General features: G+C 63.4%; 18 protein-coding genes. 10 read left to right on the forward strand and 8 right to left on the reverse strand.

The window, feature by feature from the left end:
• The first annotated feature begins 22 nt into the window (after window positions 1-22).
• Entirely contained in the window at window positions 23-2,365 is a 2,343-nt protein-coding gene (locus AB8B02_RS00095) for a molybdopterin guanine dinucleotide-containing S/N-oxide reductase (protein ID WP_439062767.1), read from the forward strand.
• Between the two features lie 253 nt (window positions 2,366-2,618).
• Here AB8B02_RS00095 and AB8B02_RS00100 read toward each other — a convergent pair whose 3' ends face one another.
• Window positions 2,619-3,416, reverse strand: a complete 798-nt coding sequence (locus AB8B02_RS00100) for an SDR family oxidoreductase (RefSeq protein ID WP_439062768.1) — start codon at window positions 3,414-3,416, stop codon at window positions 2,619-2,621.
• An 85-nt stretch (window positions 3,417-3,501) separates the two neighbouring features.
• Complete coding sequence (gene trhA, locus AB8B02_RS00105) at window positions 3,502-4,200, reverse strand: PAQR family membrane homeostasis protein TrhA (protein WP_439062769.1); 699 nt, start codon at window positions 4,198-4,200, stop codon at window positions 3,502-3,504.
• A 224-nt stretch (window positions 4,201-4,424) separates the two neighbouring features.
• Between trhA and AB8B02_RS00110 the strand changes: the two genes are divergently transcribed.
• Both AB8B02_RS00110 and AB8B02_RS00115 read left to right on the forward strand, forming a co-directional pair.
• Complete coding sequence (locus tag AB8B02_RS00110) at window positions 4,425-5,888, forward strand: YcjX family protein (protein ID WP_439062770.1); 1,464 nt, start codon at window positions 4,425-4,427, stop codon at window positions 5,886-5,888.
• Window positions 5,885-6,919, forward strand: a complete 1,035-nt coding sequence (locus AB8B02_RS00115; RefSeq protein ID WP_439062771.1) for a YcjF family protein — start codon at window positions 5,885-5,887, stop codon at window positions 6,917-6,919. Before AB8B02_RS00110 ends, AB8B02_RS00115 begins: the two co-directional genes overlap by 4 nt.
• A 12-nt stretch (window positions 6,920-6,931) precedes the next feature.
• Here the strand turns inward: AB8B02_RS00115 and AB8B02_RS00120 are convergent, their stop codons facing one another.
• Window positions 6,932-7,324, reverse strand: a complete 393-nt coding sequence (locus AB8B02_RS00120; protein ID WP_439062772.1) for a RidA family protein — start codon at window positions 7,322-7,324, stop codon at window positions 6,932-6,934.
• Window positions 7,325-7,471: 147 nt separating this feature from the next.
• On the opposite strand from AB8B02_RS00120, the gene AB8B02_RS00125 reads away from it, so the two are divergent.
• A complete protein-coding gene (locus tag AB8B02_RS00125; protein WP_439062773.1) occupies window positions 7,472-8,215 on the forward strand; it encodes an ArsR/SmtB family transcription factor in 744 nt (247 codons plus the stop codon).
• Here the strand turns inward: AB8B02_RS00125 and AB8B02_RS00130 are convergent.
• Window positions 8,197-9,795, reverse strand: coding sequence for a glycosyltransferase family 39 protein (locus AB8B02_RS00130; protein ID WP_439062774.1), 1,599 nt, complete (start codon window positions 9,793-9,795; stop codon window positions 8,197-8,199). The genes AB8B02_RS00125 and AB8B02_RS00130 overlap by 19 nt on opposite strands.
• Before the next feature lie 119 nt (window positions 9,796-9,914).
• On the opposite strand from AB8B02_RS00130, the gene AB8B02_RS00135 reads away from it, so the two are divergent.
• The 3 genes from AB8B02_RS00135 (at window position 9,915) to AB8B02_RS00145 (ending at window position 12,610) form a co-directional block, all read left to right on the forward strand.
• On the forward strand, window positions 9,915-11,675 hold the full coding sequence (locus tag AB8B02_RS00135) for an adenylate/guanylate cyclase domain-containing protein (RefSeq protein WP_439062775.1): 1,761 nt from the start codon (window positions 9,915-9,917) through the stop codon (window positions 11,673-11,675).
• A 166-nt stretch (window positions 11,676-11,841) separates the two neighbouring features.
• Window positions 11,842-12,087, forward strand: a complete 246-nt coding sequence (locus AB8B02_RS00140; protein WP_089265306.1) for a hypothetical protein — start codon at window positions 11,842-11,844, stop codon at window positions 12,085-12,087.
• A gap of 322 nt (window positions 12,088-12,409) precedes the next feature.
• Entirely contained in the window at window positions 12,410-12,610 is a 201-nt protein-coding gene (locus AB8B02_RS00145) for a cold-shock protein (RefSeq protein WP_068734210.1), read from the forward strand.
• Between the two features lie 295 nt (window positions 12,611-12,905).
• Here AB8B02_RS00145 and AB8B02_RS00150 read toward each other — a convergent pair whose 3' ends face one another.
• A complete protein-coding gene (locus tag AB8B02_RS00150) occupies window positions 12,906-13,514 on the reverse strand; it encodes a hypothetical protein (protein ID WP_439064563.1) in 609 nt (202 codons plus the stop codon).
• 140 nt (window positions 13,515-13,654) lie between these two features.
• Window positions 13,655-14,119, reverse strand: coding sequence for an Lrp/AsnC ligand binding domain-containing protein (locus AB8B02_RS00155; RefSeq protein WP_068734214.1), 465 nt, complete (start codon window positions 14,117-14,119; stop codon window positions 13,655-13,657).
• Window positions 14,120-14,231: 112 nt separating this feature from the next.
• Here AB8B02_RS00155 and putA point away from each other — a divergent pair, with 112 nt between their 5' ends.
• From putA to AB8B02_RS00170, 3 genes are all read left to right on the forward strand, one after another.
• Window positions 14,232-17,231 (forward strand): bifunctional proline dehydrogenase/L-glutamate gamma-semialdehyde dehydrogenase PutA, encoded by a 3,000-nt coding sequence (putA, locus tag AB8B02_RS00160; protein ID WP_439062776.1) that lies wholly within the window; start codon window positions 14,232-14,234, stop codon window positions 17,229-17,231.
• A 278-nt stretch (window positions 17,232-17,509) separates the two neighbouring features.
• Window positions 17,510-18,715, forward strand: a complete 1,206-nt coding sequence (locus tag AB8B02_RS00165; RefSeq protein WP_320445112.1) for a CaiB/BaiF CoA transferase family protein — start codon at window positions 17,510-17,512, stop codon at window positions 18,713-18,715.
• 218 nt (window positions 18,716-18,933) lie between these two features.
• Entirely contained in the window at window positions 18,934-19,500 is a 567-nt protein-coding gene (locus tag AB8B02_RS00170) for a fasciclin domain-containing protein (RefSeq protein WP_175368393.1), read from the forward strand.
• Between the two features lie 185 nt (window positions 19,501-19,685).
• Here the strand turns inward: AB8B02_RS00170 and AB8B02_RS00175 are convergent, their stop codons facing one another.
• Window positions 19,686-19,844: a hypothetical protein gene (locus tag AB8B02_RS00175; RefSeq protein WP_176454609.1), complete on the reverse strand. Its 159-nt coding sequence runs from the start codon at window positions 19,842-19,844 to the stop codon at window positions 19,686-19,688.
• Between the two features lie 12 nt (window positions 19,845-19,856).
• Window positions 19,857-21,365, reverse strand: coding sequence for a hypothetical protein (locus AB8B02_RS00180; protein ID WP_439062777.1), 1,509 nt, complete (start codon window positions 21,363-21,365; stop codon window positions 19,857-19,859).
• Between the last annotated feature and the right edge of the window lie 8 nt (window positions 21,366-21,373).

Here is a 21,373-nt window from a genome sequence, read left to right on the forward strand (position 1 = left end):
GGATCATAACGGAAGGGCCGGCATGACCAAGCAGCCGAACGACAACGCCAAGAAAACGCACAGCTCCCACTGGGGTGCCTTTTCCGGACAATGGGTCGACGGCAAGCTGGTCATCACACCGCATCCGATCGATCCCGATCCGAATCCGATCATCCAGAATTTTCCTGAAGCGCTCCGCCACAAGGCGCGCATCGCCAAGCCGATGGTGCGTCGTGGCTGGCTCGAGAACGGCCCGGGCCCGGACGATCGTCGCGGCCGCGATGCATTCGTCGAGATGGAATGGGACGAGGTACTCGACCTGCTCGCCGGCGAGCTGAAGCGCGTCAAGGATACTTACAGCGCCAAGGCGATCTATGGCGGCTCGTATGGCTGGTCGAGCGCGGGGCGTTTCCATCATGCGCAGAGTCAGATCCATCGTTTTCTGAATGTCGCGCTTGGCGGCTATGTGCGTTCGGTCAACAGCTACTCGGCGGGCGCGTCGACGGTTCTCATTCCGCACATCCTTGGCAACTACGAAGACATGACCCGCCGCAATATCGGTTGGGACGAGATCGTCGAGCACACCGACATCATTCTTGCCTTCGGCGGCATGAACACCAAGAACTCGCGCGTTGCCGGCGGCGGCATCAGCAAGCACACCGAACACCGCGACATGATCGCACTGAGCAAGCGCGGCGGCGAACTCGTGCTGATCTCGCCGCTGAAGAGTGACCTGCCCGATGAAGTGAACCAGGACTGGGTCGCCGCGCGTCCCGGCACCGACGTGGCACTGATGCTCGGCATCGCGCACACCGCGGTGATGGACGGCACACATGACCGCGCCTTCCTCGACAGCCACACCCATGGCTGGGAGACTTTCGAAGACTATCTGATGGGCCGCAGCGACGGGCAGCCGAAGGACGCCGCCTGGGCCGCTGCGATCATCGGCCTCAAGGCCGACGCCATCCTCACGCTCGCGCGTCGCCTGCCCGGCAAGCGTGCGCTCTTTGTTGTTGCGCATTCACTGCAGCGCGCGAAGCATGGCGAACAGCCGGTCTGGATGGCTTCGGTGCTGTCGGCGATGTTCGGACAATCGGGCCTGCCCGGCGGCGGCTTCGGCTATGCGCTCGGCGCCATCGCCAATTACGGACGCCGCCAGAATGCCGTGCCGATCGCCGGCCTGCCGCAGGGCAAGAACGGCGTCAGCGAATTCATTCCGGTGGCGCGCGTCAGCGACATGCTGCTCAATCCGGGCGCACCGTTCGAATATAACGGCGCGCACATGACCTATCCGGATATCAAGCTGGTCTATTGGGCCGGCGGCAATCCATTCCATCACCATCAGGACCTCAACCGCCTGCGCAAGGCCTTCGCGCAGGTCGATACGCTGGTGGTGCATGACCTCGCCTGGACCGCATCGGCACGCCATGCCGACTTCGTGCTTCCCTGCACCATGTCGCTGGAGCGCGAGGACATCGGCAGCTCGCAAACCGATCCGATGATGGTGGCGATGCATCAGATGGCCGAGCCGTTTGGCGACGCGCGCGACGACTATGCGATCTTCACCGGCCTCTCGGAACGCCTCGGCGCCGCCGATGCTTTCACCGAAGGCCGCACGCCGCGTGAATGGCTGAAGCATCTCTATCAGCCGACGTACGACGGCCTGGTCGCCAAGGGTCTCGACGCGCCCGATTTCGATGCCTTCTGGGCGGCCGGCGAAGTCATGCTGCCGCAATTGCCGCTCGATGGCGGCACGCTGCGCGCATTCCGCGACGATCCCGAGGGCACGCCGCTGCCGACCACCAGCGGCAAGATCGAGATCACGTCCGACACCATCGCCAGCTTCGGTTACGATGACTGCCCCGGCCATCCGGTGTGGCTGACGCCGGAAGACACCGTCGATGCGACCAATCCCTTGCAGCTCGTCGCCAATCAGCCGGCGTCGCGCCTGCACAGCCAGCTCGATTTCGGCGGGCATAGTTCGGCCGAGAAGCGCCGCGGCCGCGAGGTCGCACGGATGCATCCCATCGATGCGGATGCGCGCGGCATCAAGGACGGCGACATCATCAGGCTGTTCAATCAGCGCGGCGCCTGCCTCGCCTCCGTCGTCGTCACCGAGGACGTGATGGCCGGCGTGGTGCAGCTGCCGACCGGCGCCTATTACGATCCCGAGGATCCGAACGAGGAGAAGCCGCTCTGCGTGCACGGCAATCCGAATGTGCTGACAAGGGACACCGGCACCTCGCGCCTGGCGCAGGGCTGCACCGGCCAGCTCACGATGGTGAATGTCGAGAAGTTCACCGGCAACCTGCCGCCGATCCAGGCCTATGATCCGCCGGTCCCGGTGATCTGGCCGCGCCCGCCGAAGCTGGAAGCGGCGGAGTAGTCCTCTTTCTAACCTCTCCCCGTTCTTTACGGGGAGAGGTCGCCGCGTCTTCGCGGCGGGTGAGGGGCCGCGCGCGACATTCGCCACAGCGCCAGTCTCTCGGGCCGTGAAATTCCTTGAACCACACGGCATCATTCAGAGAGATCCGAGAGGGCTTCTGTATGGCTAGCCGCGTGCCATGCCCCTCACCCGGCGCTGCGCGCCGACCTCTCCCCGCAAATGCGGGGCGAGGTTAAGGAAGGCCCTCCGCCCCTCACTTCGTCCCAAACGTCTCCCGCATCTTCGCCTGGATCTTGGCCATGCCGCCGATCCAGCGGTCGTAGTTCTCGGTCTTCTTGCGCATGTAGTCGATCACCTGCTTGTGCGGCAGGATCAGGAACGTCTCCGCCTCGATCCCCGCGAGTGCATCCTGCGCGACCTGCTCCGGCGACAGGTTGCCGTCATTGGATTGCGGGCCCTTCGGGATGTTCTTCAGCATGTTGGTATCGACGCCCTGCGGGCACAGGATCGAGACCTTGATGTTGTCGGCCCGGTGTGAAATCGCCAGATTTTCGGCGAAGCCAACCGCGGCATGTTTGGTGGTCGAATAGGCCGGGCTGCCGACTTGCGAGAGGAGCCCCGCGGCCGAGATCGTGTTGAGGAAGTAGCCGCCGCCACGTGCCTTGTAGAGCGGGATCAGATGTCGCGCCGCATAGACATGGGCCATCACATGGATTGCCCAGCTCTTCGCCCACGGTTCATCCGACGTGCCGCCGGCATTCGGGCTCATCGGATCGAAGCCGCCGCCGATGCCGGCATTGGAGCAGAACAAAGCAATCGGCCCGTAATGCCGTTCGGTCAGTTCGATCACATGCTGGATATCTTTTTCCTTGCCGACATCGCATCGAAATGCGGCGCCGCCGATGGACTCTGCAACGGCGGCCGCGCGCTCACCGTCGAGATCGACGACGACGACTTTCGCTGCGCCTGCTTGATGAAATGTCTCGCATAGCGCCTGGCCAATGCCATTGGCGCCACCGGTCACGACGACGACCTTGCCGTCTACCCGCATGCCGCACTCCCTTTTTGTTTGTTTTTGTTTCTTATTAGAGCATGATCTGATCCGAAAACCGGTACCCACTTTTCGGGATCATGCTCTAGGTGCTCAGCACCATGTCGAGCACGGCCGTATAGTGGCATGCGGCGCCGAGCAGGACAAATGCGTGCCAGATCGCGTTCTGGAAACGCAGCCGCTGCCAGGCGTGGAATACGACGCCCAGCGTATACAGCGTGCCGCCGGCGGCGACGAACCACATGGTGAGCGGCGGCAGCGGTGTGAATACTGCGTCATAGGCCATCAAGCCGCTCCAGCCCATGGCGAGATAGAGCACCACGGCGAGCCGATCGAAACGGCCGGGATAAACGAGCTTGATGACGATGCCGGTGATGGCGACGCTCCACACGCCGGCGAGCAGCGAGATCGCGAGCCGTGTGTTGGCGATCTGCGCAAAGAACGGCGTGTAGGTCGCCGCGATCAGCAAGTAGATCGCGGAGTGATCGAAGCGGCGCAGGAACCATTTTCGCGGCGACACCGGCCACATATTATAGATGGCCGACAGCACCAGCATCGCCAGCAGGCCGACGGAATAGACCGAGACGGTCACCACTTCATAGGCGGTGGCGAAAACGGCAGCGAGCACGATGAGGACAGTGGCGGCGATCAGGCCGGAGAACACGCCGAGACCGTGAACGATGCCGTCGGCGATCAGTTCGGCACGGTCGTAATTCCAGCGGATCGCGCCGGCCACCATGTGAGCGGAATTACCGGTCAGTTCTTTGAATCGGAAAACGGTCATGGTGGCGTCAACCCGGCCGGTGCGATGCGGTGAGCTTGCCCCGTAAGCCCGCCTGTGACTTCCCCTGAAATCAGCGATAGATCATAGGCTGGAGATCGTCAACGAAAGCCAAACGACGAAGTAACGACGCTTTCGTGACGAACTTGATTTCAGTCAGACAATCGCCATTTTTAGAGGCAGACCAACACCCGCGCACCATTCACCATGATGAGCTTTCCCGCACGATGCACAGCCTGTCCGAACTCGTCAAAGAAGCACGGCTGTCCGCGCGCGCATTGCTCGATTATGGCGATGGTCTGTTCAATCCCACGGTGCGGCTTGGGGTCACAGGCCTGTCGCGCGCCGGCAAGACGGTCTTCATTACCGCGCTGGTGCATGGCCTGACGCGCGGCGGACGCTTTCCCGTCTTCGAGTCGCTCGCCACCGGACGCATCGCCAAGGCGCGTCTCGCGCCGCAGCCCGACGATGCCGTTCCCCGGTTCGCCTATGAAGAGCATCTGCGCACGCTGATCGACGACCGCCGCTGGCCGAACTCCACCACCGATATCAGCGAGCTGCGTCTGGTCATCGACTATCAGCGCACGAGCGGCGCCGACCGCACGCTGACCCTCGACATCGTCGACTATCCCGGCGAATGGCTGCTGGATCTGCCGCTACTGGGCAAGAGCTATGAGGAATGGTCGGCGGAGAGCCTTGCGCTATCGCGGCAGGGACCGCGCGCGGCGCTGGCTGCGGCGTTTCACGCGCATCTTGCCACGCTCGATCCCAATGCACCGGAGAACGAGCAGGCGACGCTGATCGCAGCAAAACTCTTCACCGACTATCTGCGCGCCTGCCGCGACGAACGCTTCGCCATGAGCCTGCTGCCACCGGGCCGGTTTTTGATGCCGGGCAATCTCGCGGGCTCGCCGGCGCTCACCTTTGCGCCACTCGACGTCGCCAGCGATGGCAGCGCAACGGATGGTTCGCTGTGGGCGATGATGAAGCGGCGCTATGAAGCCTATAAGGATGTGGTCGTCCGCCCATTCTTTCGCGATCACTTCTCCAGGCTGGATCGGCAAATCGTACTCGTCGATGCGCTCTCCGCCTTCAACGCGGGACCCGAAGCACTGCACGATCTCGAAGCGGCGCTGGCCGGCATTCTCGATTGCTTCCGCATCGGCCGCAGCACGATCCTCAGCACGCTGTTCCGCCCGCGCGTCGATCGCATCCTGTTTGCGGCGACCAAGGCCGATCATCTGCATCACCTCAGCCATGACCGGCTCGAGGATGTGCTCCGGCGCACCGTGACCAAGGCGGTGTCGCGCTCGGAACTGGCCGGTGCATCGGTTGACGTCGTCGCCATCGCCGCGGTGCGCGCCACCAAGGAAGCACTGGTGCAGCGCGGCCGCGACAAACTGCCGTCAATCCTGGGCACGCCGGCCGCCGGCGAGGTCGCCAATGGCGAGACCTTCGACGGCGAGACCGAAGTCGCGACCTTCCCCGGCGATCTGCCGACCGATCTCGATGGGCTGTTCGCCGGTGGCTCCTTCAAGGGCCTCTCGACAGATGCCGCCGACAAGGCCGACTATCGCTTCCTGCGCTTCCGCCCGCCGCTCCTCACCCGCGACGGCGGCGAGGAGCCGGCGCTGCCTCACATCCGCCTCGACCGCGCGCTCCAGTTCCTGATCGGAGACAGGCTGCAATGACCGACCGTACGCGCCGCCCGGCAACCTTCCGGCTCGACGATCCCCACGTCACCGTCATGGACGCCGACGAGGACGCCGGCCGCCTCGCCCGCGGCACCATCCGCATCACGCCCGAAGCCGATCCGATGGCGATGCCCGTCGTCATCGACGAGCCGCTACGACCCGTACGATCGGGCTTCCGCTGGGGCACGCTGTTCTGGACCGGGCTCGGCGGCCTCGTGCTGCTCGGCACGGGTCTGGGCGTCACGCAACTGGTCCGCGACCTGTTCGTCATCAATGACGGCCTCGGCTTTCTTGGCCTCGGCTTCGCCGCGCTGGTCAGCATCGCGCTGATCGCCATCATCGCACGCGAGGCGCTGAGCCTGATGCGGCTCGCCACCATCGAGAAGCTGCATGCCCGCGCGCTGGCCGTGATCGCCAGCGACGACCATGCCGAAAGCCGCGCCGTTCTCGCCGACCTGCTGAAGCTCGCACATACCAATCCGCGGCTCGCCCGCGCCCGCACCGCATTGCAGGGCCATGCCGATGACATCATCGACGGCGCCGATCTCATTCGCGTGGCCGAGCGTGAATTGATGAGCCCGCTCGATATCGAAGCGCGTCGCCTCGTCTCGGTCGCCGCGCAACGCGTCTCGGTGGTGACCGCCGTCAGCCCGCGCGCCGTGGTCGATGTCCTGTTCGTCGCTGCGGCTGCGATCCGGCTGGTGCGCCAACTCGCAAAACTCTATGGCGGCCGCCCGGGGACGCTCGGCATGATCACGCTGATGCGTCATGCCATCAGCCATCTCGCCATCACCGGCGGCATGGCCGCCAGCGACAGCATGATCCAGCAGGTGCTCGGCCACGGCATCGCCGCGAAACTCTCGCAGCGGCTCGGCGAAGGCGTGCTCAATGGCCTGCTCACGGCCCGCCTGGGTCTCGCCGCCATCGATGTGACGCGGCCATTGCCATTCACGGCGCTGCCACGCCCGCAGCTTGGCGATCTCGCGAAGGATCTGTTGCGGAAGCGAGACGGGGAAGAGAATACGTAATCCGCGCTACTTCTAGACCGCTGCCACGCAGTCGACCTCAACGTCGAACGGGCCATGCCATCCCGCAACGATGAAAAAGCCGCGTGCCGGCGGCTCGCCTGAGAAGTAACGCGCATAAACCCGATTGATGGTGTCGAACTGATCGGCCCCCGTGCAATAGACATTGCACTTGATCACCCTGTCGATCGATGAGCCCGCAGCCGTAAGGCACAGCGCCATCTGATCGAGGACAATCTCGATCTGCCGCTCCAGCGGGAAGCGCCTGATCTCCCCGCTCTCGGGATCATAGGGCGGCAGTTGCGAGACATAGACGAGATCGCCATAGCGCACGGCCGGCGCGACAGGAACCTTTCGTGCCTCGAAATAGGATGAGAACGGTTCGACGCGAATGAACTGTGCCTGCATGTTTCCGCTCCCGGCTGCCATGATTGATCGCATCATCGCACGGGGGACGGTCGGCGCCGGGCCAATTGGTTCGGCGCCGGCCGAACCGACGGGAGTGGCGGATTATCCGGCGAGCCGCTACGCTGGGATATGGTCGCCTCCGCAAACATGGTCGAAGTCGCAGCGCTGGTTGGCGACACTGCGCGCGCGACCATGCTTGCAGCACTTATGGGAGGTCAGGCGCTCACAGCAACCGAGCTGGCATTTCAGGCGCGGATATCCCGCCCCACCGCGAGCGAACATCTGGTTCGGCTGCTCAACGCGCGATTGATATCGGTGACACCGAGCGGGCGGTTTCGTTACTATCGGATCACATCACCGCTCGTGGCCCAGATGCTGGAAAGCATGATCGCCGTCGCGGCCCTGGAAATGCCACCGAGGCATCGACCGCGTTCCGCGCGCGATGAAGCGTTGTGCCTTGCACGCAGTTGCTACGATCACATGGCCGGACGGTTGGGCGTTGCAGTCGCGGACGCGCTGATCGCACGAGACTACATGCATCTGAGCGTAGACGGCGGAGTGCTTACCGACGCAGGCCACCGCTTCCTCTGCGACTTCGGAGCCAGGCTTGAAACCGACCGCCGCAGCAAGCGCATCTTCTGCCGGGCCTGCCTGGACTGGAGCGAGCGGCGCTATCATGTGGGGGGATTGGTCGGCGCCGAGCTGCAACGGCGGTTTCTGGAACTCGGATGGGTTGCGCGAACGGGCGCGACACGCGCCTTTAAAGTAACGGATGCCGGCAAGGTTGAATTGAAAGATATATTTGGCATCGACCTGGACGTCGCATGCACCAATCGCGGCCTCCTTTCCCCTCGTCAGCCGGGAGAGAGCAGTCAGCGCGCCGCCAGCTGAATGCGTGACGGCACAGACATCTCCGCCAGCGCCGGCCAGCGATAGAACGGTGTATCAGGCTTCGGCGTCAGGTCAGGCGTCCAGCCGGTGAGCTTGTCGATCGCATAGTGCTTCATGGCCGTGCCGCGCCACATGGTATCGACTTCGGCAACTGACGTGAGCACCGCACTCGTCGTCGCCAGCAACGGGCGCTGGTTGTCCGCGGTCTGCGCGATGTAAAGTCCGGTGTGCCCCTTAATTCTGTCCATGCCGGGATCGCGAAAGCCGATGAAGCGCGCGCGCTCGTTGACCTGCACCACCGGCACCTTGTCCTTGAGATGCCAGCGCAGCATCGCATAGGTGCGGTAGTCGGTCGTCGCGATCCAGGTGGCGCCGGTGCTCTTCATCTCAGCCAGTGCGCGGTCGGCCAGCACCTGATAGCCGCCCTCGCCGCCGAGCGGATCGTTCTTGCCGATCAGGTTCCACGGCGCGGCCACGCTATAGAGGAAGACCAGCACCACCAGCGGAATGCCGGTGGCGATGGCGGCGATGCTCCAGCCATAGGAGGCACGCACCATGCGCGGCGACCAGCCGTCGCCCGGCAGTTTCGTCAAATTGATCGCCGCCGCAGCGATCCCGGCAGGCCACAGGAACATCGGCCAGGTATCGCCGACACGCAGGGTCAGCGACTTCCATGCAAAGAAAAAGAACGGCACCAATACGCAGGTGGCGAGCAGGATCGCGACCGGTTCACGGCGGCGATAGCCACGCCATGCCGTGACGACAACCGCGGAGAGAATGACCGGCATCAGGATGAAGCCGACCTGACCGAACTGTAGGCCGAGAAAATCACCGAGCGTGCGCAGCGACACTTCGTTGTTCGTGGTGGCGCGGATGAACTGGAACCTGAACGATGCCCAGTCATGACCGGCATTCCAGATCAGGACCGGCGACGAGATCACCAGTGCGATCAGTACGGCCAGCCAAGGATACGGGCTGCGCAGCCAGCGCCCGCGCCATTCCGGCACCAGCATGAAAGCGAGAATGCCCGGCACAAACATCACCACCGTGAGTTTCGACAGCAGCGCGAGACCGCCGAAGACACCGGCCGCGAGCCACCAGCGTCCGTCGTGGCTTTCGGCCAGCCGCACCAGCGACCACAGCATCGCCATGGCGAACGGAATCAGCGCCACGTCCGGCGCGACCTTGGCCATCAGCAATCCGTAATACAGCGCCGCTTCCGACATCAGCACCGCCAGCAGCACCGCGCGCAGATCCTGCGTGACGCGGCGAACGATGTCGGCGAGCAGCAATTGCGTCACCGCCATCGCCACGATACCGGCGAAACGCGCGCCTAAATTGGTGTCGCCAAAGATCAGCGTGCCTGCACGGATGAACCATGAGATCATCGGCGGATGATCGAGGAACGACAGCACGTTTTCCTTCGACCAGGTCCAGTAATAGGCCTCGTCGGTGCGCAAATCGAACAGACCAGCATAGACCAGCCGCATCGCAGTCAGCGCCACAAGCAATGCGCCGATCACCCAAAAGGCGCGGCGGGAGACATTCCGATCGAGGTAAGGGTCGGGAAAAGACGTCATCGCCGAGCTTTTCGGCGGACTTCGCCATGCTGTCAACTTGTTGACTTTACTGCTGGATAAGGTCTGTCCGGAGGCCGCTCCGGATGGCATCGGAGCGCGTCTCGCCGTAGGGTTTCGCCATGGACGCGACGTTCAAGACAGCCAGCAACCTGCCCCGGACCGCCCCCACCACCGCGTGGTGGCGCGGCATCGGGCTGCGCCAGGTCAGGCTGGTCTGCGGACTGGTGCTGTTCACCTATCTGCTCAGCCATTTCCTGAATCACGCGCTTGGCAATATCTCGCTCGACGCGTTGCAGACCGGCGTCGTGATCCATGCCGGCTTCTGGCAGTTCTTTCCGGTCGCCGTGACCTTCTATTCGGCGGTGACGATCCATGGCGTGCTCGGCATCTGGGCGCTGTTCGAACGCCGGCAGTTCCGCTGGCGAGCCGTCGAGCCGCTGCAACTGGTACTCGGGCTCAGCATTCCCGCACTCATCGTCGGCCATGTGGTCGCCGTCCGCCTGGGAGAAAACCTGTACGACATCAATCGCAGCTATCCTCAGGTGTTCTATGGCTGGATCACGTCGCCCGCGAAGACGTGGTCGATGTATCTCGTGGTGGTCGTCTCCTGGCTACACGGGTGTATCGGATTGTATTTCTGGCTGCGGCTGAAAGCACACTTCAAGAGCCTCGCGCCCTATCTTCTGTCCGCTGCCGTGCTGATCCCGACACTGGCGCTGCTTGGCATCTTCCAAGGCAAGCGCGAGGTCGAGGCCAAGCTGGCATCGCCGCAATGGCAGGCCGAGAATTTCGGCCCGGACCGGATGGGCACCGCTCCGCAGCAGCAGACACTGGGCGACATCACCGACGATCTCCTGATCGGCTATCTCGCGCTGCTTGGTATCGTGCTCGCGGCCCGCGCCATCCGCATGGTCGTCGAACGCCGCGCCGGGATGATCAATCTGTCCTATAGCGACGGTCGCAAGCTGCGCGTCCCTCTCGGCCTCAGCGTGCTGGAAGCGAGCCTACGTCATCGCGTGCCGCATGCCAGCGTCTGCGGCGGACGCGCGCGCTGTTCGACCTGCCGCATTCGCGTCACCAGCGGTGTCGAGACATTGCCGGCACCTTCCGCGCGCGAAGCCTTCGTGCTGAGCAGGATCGGCGGCGCTGCCGACCCCGCGGTTCGCCTTGCCTGCCAGTTGCGACCGACAACTGATGTGGCCTTCGTGCAATTGTTCGCACCGCAGGTGACCAGCGCGAATGCGCATGCGTCGCAGCCGGCGCGGATCGGCCAGGAGCGTTATCTCGTCTGCATGTTCGTCGACATGCGCGGCTCCACCATGCTCGCCGAGAAGCGGCTGCCTTACGACACGGTGTTCATCGTCAACCGCTTTCTCGACGCCGTCTCGCGAGCTGTGATCGCAAGCGGCGGCAAGCCCAACCAGTTCATCGGTGACGGCGAGCTGGCGCTGTTCGGCCTCGCCTGCGATCCGCAGACCGCGTGTCGTCAGGCCCTGCAGGCTGCACGGCTCATTGCCGAGAATATCGAGGAACTCAATCGCGCCCTCGCCCATGACCTGCCGCAGCCGCTGCGTTTCGGCATCGGCATTCACGGCGGCGAAGTCATCGTCGGCGATATCGGCTATCGCGACCACATGGTGTTCACCGCACTCGGCGATGCGGTCAATGTCGCTGCACGCCTGCAGGACATGACCAAGAGCCTCGCTTGCGAAGTCATCATCTCCGAAGAAGTAAGCACCACTGCAGGCCTCGCGGGTGACGCGCTGCCACAACAGGACGTCGCGATCCGTGGCCGTGCCGCGCCGATGAATGTACGCACGATCACAGATGCGAAGGTGCTTTCGTCTCTCGTTACCAGCGACATGGTTTCCGCGCTTTAACGCTGTTCCTGCAGGGCGCACACGCTTTGCCTGCCTGAACAAGCATTCAGAAAATTCCTACAGAGTTTCTTCGAACCCGCTCCGAAATCGATGCGACGAATTTGCGATGGATCGAACAGACAGATCCCGCAACCAGCGCTCCGCGCATCACTGAAGGAGAACGACCATGTTTCGCAAACTCGCACTCGCATTCGTTGCTGCAGCTTCCCTCGGCGCGATGGCGCTGACGCCGTCCACCGCATCGGCCCATGGCTGGGGCTGGCATGGCCATCACCACCACTTCCATGGCGGCGGCTTCTACGGCCCCACTTTCGGCATTGGCTATGTCGGTGGCGGCGGTGGATGCTATGTGAGCCGCCGCGTGATGACGCCCTACGGCCTGCGCTGGCGCACGGTTAACGTCTGCTACTAATCCTCGCATGAGGGCTGCGAACCCCGGCCACCTCGGCCGGGGTTTTGCATTGCAGCGATATCACCAGCGTGCAGGCGACAACGCATGGTCGTATTGCGACCGAACCCGGCACTCTACTTTTGCGACCTTCCGCCGCGTCGGAAACATCCTGAACAGCGACGAATCCCGGCAAATTGGACAGATAACGGTCGGTTTGGACGATTTCTGCACGCCGTTTGAGCTATCAAGCTTGGCAATCCGCGGGTAACGTGCGCATGTCGGATATGCCGGTTTGCGGGGACCGGCAGTTCGTTATCGATTTTGATCCCGCGGAGACGACGTGATGACTAAAGGCACTGTGAAGTGGTTCAACCCGACGAAGGGTTATGGATTCATCCAGCCGGCGAATGGCGGCAAGGACGTGTTCGTTCATATTTCGGCAGTTGAGAAGGCTGGCCTTTCGACACTGAACGAAGGACAGACCGTTGAATTCGAGGAAGTTGCCAACCGCGGCAAGACCTCGGCTGAGAACCTCAAGGTCTGATACATCTGGTTTGATACCAGTGTGATCCGGCTGCTTCCCCGGGCTTTCGTCAGGCAAGTTTTCCAGATCACGCCTCAACAATGTAGAGCGCATTCGGCACGAGCGGTTTCCTCCAAAGAGGCACCTCTCCTGCAACGCAATCAGTTTCACGCAGGATTGCGCTAATTCGATCCGCGGTGTGCGCTCTAGCCTAACTCCAAAAGTCCGAGCTGAGATCTTTGTAAGGTCCGCTCCTTAGAGCCGCCAGTTGACGTGACGCACGCCTCAGCGACGCGACGGCGCTCCATTCCCTGCTTCAGTTTTCCTTGACCCACTGATCGGCCGGCTTGACGTCCGGGAGCTGCGCATAGCCGCGCGTCCACATGTCGACCACCCATTCGGTGCCCGTCGCGCGGTCCAGCAGCACGGCGGTATTGTGCGGCGTCTGCAGCACCAACGCATTGCCGCGATAGCGCGGATTGCCCACCGTGTGATGCTTCAGCAAACCCCAGTCCTGGATGATCAGCAGCAGGCTGGTGACGTTGCGCGTCGTGTCCCAGCAATCGAAATTATGCTTGTCGTCGAAATAGCGGAAATCCGCATTGGCGATCCGCTTGTCGGTGCCGAGCACCGGGCCGACGCGGCGGTCCCACCACACCACCGCCTTCTGCACGGCAGCGCGTTCCGCCGCGGCCGACCCCTTGCCCGCGGCGAGAAGCTTGGTGAGCGCAGCCCTGTCGGCAGGCGTAAAATCGAAGGCGTGGCGACGCCGGCAGACGAAGCCGTAGCAGATGGTCATGGAACCGGCGGATGGCGGGTAGATCGACACCGACGTGTAGAGATCGCTGACCTCGCGGGACATTTCGATCGCGCGCGCATGCGACATCGAGAACAGGCCGGTCACTGCGATGACACCTGCCGCCATCAGAATACGAAAATCGGCGACACGAAGATTGAACTGGCCTGCCCGCATGATTTGCTCCGAGAGAAACGCGCGGAAACCTAACGCAGCGCTTTCGGGCTGCCAAGGCAACGGCAAGACAACGGTGGCGTTATCCCGGCTCGCTATCCCACGGGCAGCGGTGCGTCGCGCTTCACTTCTTCCATGACCGCGTAAGTGCGGCTCTCGCGCACGCCGGGCAGCGCCAGCAGGCTCTCGCCAAGAAAGCGACGATACGCGCTCATGTCGGCGACACGCGCCTTCACCAGATAATCGAAACCACCCGCCACCATGTGGCACTCCAGCACTTCCGGCGCGAGCCGCACGGCGCGGGCGAAGCGCTCGAACACATCTGGTGTTGTCTTGTCGAGCAGCACCTCGACGAACACCAGCAGGCCAAGGCCGAGCATCTGCGGATTGAGCCGCGCGCCATAGCCTTCGATATAGCCGTCGCGCTGCAGCCGCTTCAACCGCTCGCCGATCGAGGTTGGGGACAGGCCGACCTTCTCGGCCAGCTCGACATTGGCGATTCGGCCGTCAGCCTGCAGGACGGCGAGGATTTTCCGGTCAATCTTGTCGATATCGCTCATACCCGGTGTATAGCACGATCATTTCCGGATTATCTAAGGTAAAATTCCGATATCTCCTATCGAACTACGGACAGACCGGGATTAGGCTTGAAGGATATCCGAGGAAACGCCCATGCCACCCGATTCCATGCCTCCCTTCACCGCTCCCTATGCACCGGATGATGGGGCCATCGCCGCCGGGCTTCTGGCCAACGCAGCCATGACGCCTGCCCAGGACGCGCGGATCGACGCAACGGCGACGCGCCTGATCGACGCGATCCGCGCCAAAGACGACCGCTTCGGCGGTGTCGAGGACATGCTGCGGGAATATTCGCTCTCCACCAAAGAGGGCTTGGCGCTGATGGTGCTGGCCGAGGCGCTGCTGCGGGTGCCGGACGCGCGGACCGCCGATGCCTTTATCGAGGACAAGCTCGGCCAGGGCGACTTCATCCATCACGAGACCAGATCCAGTGCCTTCCTGGTCAACGCCTCGGCCTGGGCGCTCGGCATCTCGCAGCGCGCGATCCAGCCCGGCGAGACGCCGACGGGCACGCTAGGCCGGCTGGCCAAGCGGATCGGCCTGCCCGCGGTGCGCACGGCGACGCGGCAGGCGATGCGGCTGATGGGCAGCCATTTCGTGCTCGGCGAAACCATCGACGCGGCGCTGGCCCGCGCCCGCACGCCGTCCGAGCGTCCGGCGCGCTATTCCTTCGACATGCTCGGCGAAGGCGCCCGCACTGCCGACGACGCGCAGCGTTATTTCGACTCCTATGCCTCGGCCATATCAGCCATCGGCCACGCCGCGGGCAACAACCCGCTGCCTGACCGGCCGGGTATCTCGGTCAAACTCTCGGCGCTGCATCCACGCTATGAGGCGGTGAGCCATCAGCGCGTGATGCGCGAACTGGTGCCGCGCCTGATCGCGCTGGCGCAGCAAGCGAAGAGCTATGACCTCAATTTCACCATCGATGCCGAAGAAGCCGACCGGCTCGAATTGTCGCTCGATGTGATCGATGCGGCCTTTGCCGATCCGTCGCTGGCGGGATGGGACGGATTCGGGCTTGCTATCCAGGCCTATCAGAAGCGCTGCGCGGATGTGATCGACCACATCGACGCGCTGGCGCGCCGTCACGATCGCAAGATGATGGTGCGGCTCGTGAAGGGCGCCTATTGGGACACCGAGATCAAGCGCGCGCAGGAACGCGGGCTCGCCGGCTATCCGGTGTTCACGCGCAAGGCGATGACCGACCTCAACTACATCGCCTGCGCACAGAAGCTGCTGGCTTTACAGCCACGCATCTTTCCGCAATTCGCCACTCACAATGCGCTCACCGTCGCGACCATCCTCGAACTGGCTGGCATCAGCGGCGGCTACGAATTCCAGCGCCTGCACGGCATGGGCGATGCGCTCTATGAGCGGCTCGGCAAGGACCATCCCGCGATCCGTTGGCGCACCTATGCGCCGGTCGGCAGTCATCGCGATCTGCTGGCCTATCTGGTGCGGCGGCTGCTGGAGAACGGCGCGAACTCATCTTTCGTGGCGATTGCCGCAGATGACACCGTGCCGGTCACGACGCTGCTGAAGCGGCCTGCCGCAATTATTGGCGCGCCCGACGGCGCGCGACACGCGAAGATCCCGCTGCCTGGCGATCTCTATCGACCCGAGCGCACCAATTCGCACGGCATCGAATTCGGCGAACGCGCTGCGTTGAACAAATTGCTGGCCGAGATTGCGGCCAGCAAGCCTGACATGGATAAGGTCGTTGATGCCAATGCCGAGCAGGCAGGTGCTGCTGTGACGGCAGCACGCGCCGGCTTTGCATCATGGAGCCGCACGCCGGCCGAAGACCGCGCGGCGATGCTCGACAACGCCGCGGACTTTCTGGAACAGCGCCGCTCGTCCTTTATCGCCTTGCTGCAACAGGAAGGCGGCAAGACGCTTGATGACGCGCTGTCGGAAGTCCGCGAAGCCATCGACTTCTGCCGCTATTACGCCGCGCGGGGCCGCAAGCAATTCGGCACTAGCCAGACAATGCCCGGGCCCACCGGCGAGAGCAACGTGTTGAGCCTGCGCGGCCGTGGCGTCTTTATCGCCATCTCGCCGTGGAATTTTCCGCTGGCGATCTTTCTCGGCCAGGTCAGCGCCGCGCTGATGGCGGGCAACACGGTTGTCGCCAAGCCGGCCGAACAAACGCCACGCATCGCGGCACGGGCCGTACGCCTGCTTCATGAAGCGGGTGTGCCCACATCAGCATTGCATCTGATCCAGGGCGACGGCCACACCGGGGCGGCGCTCGTCGCGCATCCCGCCATCGCCGGTGTGGTGTTCACCGGCTCGACCGAGGTGGCCCGATCCATCAACCGCACCCTCGCCGCTAAGGATGGCCCGATCGTGCCACTGATCGCCGAGACCGGCGGCATCAATGCGATGATCGTCGATGCCACCGCGCTGCCGGAACAGGTCGCCGACGATGTGGTGATGTCGGCGTTCCGGTCGGCCGGGCAGCGTTGCTCCGCGTTGCGGCTGCTATTGGTGCAGGACGATGTCGCCGACCGCATGATCGAAATGATCGTGGGCGCAGCCCGGGAACTCAAGCTGGGCGATCCCCGTGATACCGCCACCCATATCGGCCCGGTGATCGATGCCGAAGCGAAGCAGAAGCTGGATGCGCATATCGCGCGCATGATGCTCGAGATGCGCGTGCACCTTGCGGGCATGGCACCTGCAGGCAACTTCGTCGCACCGCATATCTTCGAACTCGCAAGCGCGCGGCAACTGACCGAGGAAGTGTTCGGTCCGGTCCTGCATGTGGTCCGCTACCGCGCTGCCGGCTTCGACAAGGTGCTGCAGGATATTGCCGACACCGGTTTCGGGCTCACGCTCGGCGTGCATTCGCGGATCGACGATATGGTGCGCGTGATCGCGCGCCTGCCGGTCGGCAATGTCTATGTGAACCGCAACATGATCGGCGCCGTGGTCGGCGTGCAGCCCTTCGGCGGCTTCGGCCTGTCCGGCACCGGGCCGAAAGCCGGTGGCCCGCATTACCTCGCCCGCTTCGCCACCGAACAGACGGTGACGATCAACACGGCTGCCGCGGGTGGCAATGCAGCATTGATGACAGATCAAAACTGATCCTTCTTACCCTCCCCTGGAGGGGGAGGGTCGGTGAGCAGCACGCGACGTGTGTTGCGAGACGGGGTGGGGTGAAGCCACAACGACGGAGCTTGCTGCTTCACCCCACCCCGCTGCGCGCTATGCACGCAGCGACCCTCCCCCTCCAGGGGAGGGTTAGCTGAGGCCGTTGCATCACCCATCGAAGATGGGTCAAATGCGCCACCGGATTCCAGATGGAATTAAATTCCGGCAGACGGCAAGAACAACACGCAAAACAAAAGCGACGGGAGTGACGCATGGAAGACGGTCTGTTCAAAGGGCTGAAGGTGCTGGACTGCGCGAGTTTCATCGCCGCGCCCGCCGCAGCCACAGTGCTGTCCGACTTCGGCGCCGACGTCATCAAGATCGAACCGCCCGGTGCTGGCGATCCCTATCGCAACCTGCCCAACCTGCCCGGTTATCCCAAGAGCGAACACAACTATGCGTGGATGATGGAGAGCCGGAACAAGAAAAGCCTGGCGCTCGATCTGGCCAAGCCGGAAGGCCAGGCGGTGCTCTACAAATTGATCGCCGAGGCAGATGTCTTCATCACCAATTTCCCGCCGCCGGTGCGCAAGCGCCTGAAGATCGCCTATGAGGATATCGCACCGCTGAACGAGCGGCTGATCTATGCCTGCTTCACCGGCTATGGCGACAAGGGCGCGGAAGCCGACAAGCCCGGTTTCGACTCCACCGCGTGGTGGGCGCGCTCCGGCATGATGGATCTGGTGCGGGCGGACGAAGACACGACACCCGCGCGTTCGATCGCCGGCATGGGCGATCATCCCTGCGCCATGGCGCTGTATGGCGCCATCGTCACCGCGCTCTACAAGCGCGAGAAGACCGGCAAGGGTTGCCAGGTGAAATCGAACCTGATGGCCAATGGCGTGTGGTCGTCGAGCGTGCTGGCGCAGGCCAAGCTGGTGGGCGCCAAATTCGAGAAGCGCCGCTCGCGCGAGGAAGCGCTCAATGCCGTCACCAATCACTACAGGTGCCGCGACGGCCGCTGGATCATGCTGTCGCTGCTCGCCGAAGAGCGGCAGTGGCCGGCTTTTACCAAATGCCTCGGCCGCGAGGACCTGCGCGACGATCCGCGCTTCGCAACCAAACCCGATCGCCATGCGCGCTCGGTCGAACTGATCAAGATCCTCGACGAGGTGTTCGCGACCCGCGACCTCGCCGACTGGCGCGAGCGACTTGACGGCAATGGCCTCGTCTTCGGCTTCGTCGGCATCCTCGACGATATTCCGAACGATCAGCAGATGAAGGACAATGACGTGCTGATCCCGTTCGAAGGAACCGACATCCTCACCATCAACAGCCCGATCTGGATCGGCGGCGAGACCAAGCGCAAGCCGCATCTGCCGCCGTCCATCGGCCAGCACAGCGACGAGATCCTGCGCGCCGCCGGCTTCGATGATGCCGATATCGCGCGGTTGCGCGCTTCCGGCACGGTAGCATAGTCGCGCAAGCCGCGGGTTACGCAGCCCGCGTGAAAGAGTTTCAAATTGCGATGCGGCCTGTGATCACGAAGTGGTCACAGGCCGACCTGAAACCGCCTCCCCTAAAACGCGTAGCTGGTCTCGTTAGCGCAACAGGCACTCGCCATGTCGCGCGGCAACGAGATCACCACGCCTGCGGATTCCCCGCCGGCGACGCCACTATCAACCGGGAGACGACCATGTCCAAGAAGCGCATTGCACTGCTGTCATTTGCCGCCTTCAGCACGCTGATGATTTCGGCGAGCTTCCTTGAGCCTGCTGCTGCCAAGATGATGAAGGGCGAGAACACCGTCATGGTAGGCGGCGCCGCGATGTATCCGTCGAAGAACATCGTCGAGAACGCGGTGAATTCGAAGGATCACACCACGCTGGTCGCCGCCGTGAAGGCCGCCGGCCTCGTCGATACGCTGGCCAGCCCCGGCCCGTTTACCGTCTTCGCGCCGACCAATGCCGCATTCGGCAAATTGCCGAAGGGCACGGTCAATACGCTGGTGCAGCCCGAGAACAAGATGACCCTCACCAAGATCCTCACCTATCATGTGGTGCCCGGACGGCTCTCGGCGGCCGACCTCACCGACGGCAAGAAGCTGACGACTGTTGAAGGCGAACAACTCACCGTCAAGCGCTCGGGCGGCAAGGTCACGATCGTCGATGCCAAGGGTGGCGCCTCCACGGTGACGATCCCGAACGTCAACCAGTCGAACGGCGTGATCCACGTCGTCAACACCGTGCTGATGCCGGGCTGATTGATCTTACCTCTCCCCGCTTGCGGGGAGAGGTCGAATTGCGAGCGGAGCGGAGCAATTCGGGTGAGGGGGAGCCAATATTTCACACGCTGGCTCCCCACCCGTCTCGAACGCCCTTCGTGCGTTCGATCCCCCCTCTCCCCGCCTAGCGAAGCTATGCTTCGCACTGCGGGGCGAGGGAAACGCTACCGCGCCAGCAGCCATCCGAAGAAGCCGAGCCCGAGCAGAACCGCCACACCGATCGCCCAGACGCTGACGCGGATACTGCTTGTCGTCTGCTGCTTGCTCTCGTTCTCGGCGATCGCGATGTCGCGTTCCTTGATCTCTTTGTCGGTCTCGTTCATCGCGTCCTCATTTCATTTCACGAAACACATGCCGATTGCAGACGACGCATCCGCGCCAACCTGCTGACAGGCGAGACCTTCGGCACAGGTCCAGGACGCGAAACTCTTGTCCGCGACACCTTTCTGCTTCGGTCGAAAACATGTCGCACCCCAGCCATCGAGGAGAGGCGATCCCGCGAGTTCATTGTTACCACGCATCTGCGGGCGATCGGAGAAGCCGCGCGAAAAATCCGGCGCCTTTCCATCGCGCATCGCCATGACGATATCGCGACGGCGGGGCTGGTCACCGATGAAATGCGGCGATGCGGCAACCGTTACCTGCGATTGGTCTGCCAGCGTGTCCGCGCCCGGAAAATGGAAGCCACCGATGCCGCGGATCTGGTGGCAACCACCGCAGGTGATGTCGTTCAGCCGCCGCGCGAAGCCAGCCGGCGAACGGATATTCTCCAAGGCGCCGCCCTGCGCCACTGCCCGCTCCAGCGCGGCGACGACGTCACGCTCGCTGAACACGCCCTTCCCCTTGCTGTCTATCAGCCCGAATTCCGGCTGCAGGGCCGACGGTGCAAAGCCGGCTGGTGTCGACGACAGCGACGTGGTCGCAAGGAATTTCTCGGGGATCAAAACTGTACCGCGATCGAAAGCAAGGAGATTGACGGGCGCAAGCAGCCAGTCGCGAAACGCGCGACCGAGCGCCGCATCAGCCAGCAACCGGTCACGGTCGATCTGGTTCTCCATGGGTGCCTCGCGAAACTGCTTCACGGTGGCATCGAAGCGAAACACCTTCTGCAAATAGTCGGTGCGGAATTCCTGCGTCTCGGACTTCGGTCGATGCACAATCTGCAGATTGGTCTCGACGCGATCGACATGCGCGGCTGTGATTGTCGCAAGCGGACCATCCGGTTTCAGCAAGCGATCTGCGCGTGCTGCGCCAGTCTCGGTGAATGACGGAGAGTCGAGCCAGCGCCCGGCGAGATCCGCGCATGTCACCGACGCATCGTTCAGGTCCTTCGCACGAAGCACAAGATTGAGCGTCATCGGCAGACGCGGCGGCGTTGTGCCAGCGGCCGTGCGCGTGAGGCGATAGATCAGCCTGATCTCGCCGCAGGTCTCCGGCGCGACATAGGCCCGATCCATACGATTGACGATCCCGGCGAGAACGAACCGCGCGTCCGGCGATGTCAGCATTGCCTGGTCGAACAGTTGCACATCATGTCCAGGGCCGACGCCGATACTCACGCCCGGCTGGTGTGTGCGGTGATCGGCGAGATAGCGCGCAAAGGCATCGTCCAGCGCGGCGCGCACCGGTGTCATCGCAGGCAGAGCAAACAGCGCGTCGTTGGGGATCGGCGTTGTCCGCGCGGGATCGAGCAGCTGCGCGAGGCCGAGACCGCGGGTGTTGTGCGTTTCCAGTGCCCGCAACACACCGGGATCGGTGACGGCGAGACCATTGCCCTCATCCGCCCGCGCGACGGGAGCCACGAGGCAGAGCAGCACGGCAATGAAGCTCAAGCGAAGTCGCACGGCGCTAT

Source organism: Tardiphaga sp. 862_B3_N4_1, assembly GCF_051811085.1.
In the GTDB taxonomy this organism is placed as follows: Bacteria; Pseudomonadota; Alphaproteobacteria; order Rhizobiales; family Xanthobacteraceae; genus Tardiphaga; species Tardiphaga robiniae.

Excerpts from the sequence above, each read along its gene's own strand:
- AB8B02_RS00095 (WP_439062767.1), top strand. The coding sequence starts at position 23 with ATGACCAAGCAGCCGAACGACAACGCCAAGAAAACGCACAGCTCCCAC.
- AB8B02_RS00100 (WP_439062768.1), bottom strand. The coding sequence starts at position 3,416 with ATGCGGGTAGACGGCAAGGTCGTCGTCGTGACCGGTGGCGCCAATGGC.
- trhA (WP_439062769.1), bottom strand. The coding sequence starts at position 4,200 with ATGACCGTTTTCCGATTCAAAGAACTGACCGGTAATTCCGCTCACATG.
- AB8B02_RS00110 (WP_439062770.1), top strand. The coding sequence starts at position 4,425 with ATGCACAGCCTGTCCGAACTCGTCAAAGAAGCACGGCTGTCCGCGCGC.
- AB8B02_RS00115 (WP_439062771.1), top strand. The coding sequence starts at position 5,885 with ATGACCGACCGTACGCGCCGCCCGGCAACCTTCCGGCTCGACGATCCC.
- AB8B02_RS00120 (WP_439062772.1), bottom strand. The coding sequence starts at position 7,324 with ATGCAGGCACAGTTCATTCGCGTCGAACCGTTCTCATCCTATTTCGAG.
- AB8B02_RS00125 (WP_439062773.1), top strand. The coding sequence starts at position 7,472 with ATGGTCGAAGTCGCAGCGCTGGTTGGCGACACTGCGCGCGCGACCATG.
- AB8B02_RS00130 (WP_439062774.1), bottom strand. The coding sequence starts at position 9,795 with ATGACGTCTTTTCCCGACCCTTACCTCGATCGGAATGTCTCCCGCCGC.
- AB8B02_RS00135 (WP_439062775.1), top strand. The coding sequence starts at position 9,915 with ATGGACGCGACGTTCAAGACAGCCAGCAACCTGCCCCGGACCGCCCCC.
- AB8B02_RS00140 (WP_089265306.1), top strand. The coding sequence starts at position 11,842 with ATGTTTCGCAAACTCGCACTCGCATTCGTTGCTGCAGCTTCCCTCGGC.
- AB8B02_RS00145 (WP_068734210.1), top strand. The coding sequence starts at position 12,410 with ATGACTAAAGGCACTGTGAAGTGGTTCAACCCGACGAAGGGTTATGGA.
- AB8B02_RS00150 (WP_439064563.1), bottom strand. The coding sequence starts at position 13,514 with ATGGCGGCAGGTGTCATCGCAGTGACCGGCCTGTTCTCGATGTCGCAT.
- AB8B02_RS00155 (WP_068734214.1), bottom strand. The coding sequence starts at position 14,119 with ATGAGCGATATCGACAAGATTGACCGGAAAATCCTCGCCGTCCTGCAG.
- putA (WP_439062776.1), top strand. The coding sequence starts at position 14,232 with ATGCCACCCGATTCCATGCCTCCCTTCACCGCTCCCTATGCACCGGAT.
- AB8B02_RS00165 (WP_320445112.1), top strand. The coding sequence starts at position 17,510 with ATGGAAGACGGTCTGTTCAAAGGGCTGAAGGTGCTGGACTGCGCGAGT.
- AB8B02_RS00170 (WP_175368393.1), top strand. The coding sequence starts at position 18,934 with ATGTCCAAGAAGCGCATTGCACTGCTGTCATTTGCCGCCTTCAGCACG.
- AB8B02_RS00175 (WP_176454609.1), bottom strand. The coding sequence starts at position 19,844 with ATGAACGAGACCGACAAAGAGATCAAGGAACGCGACATCGCGATCGCC.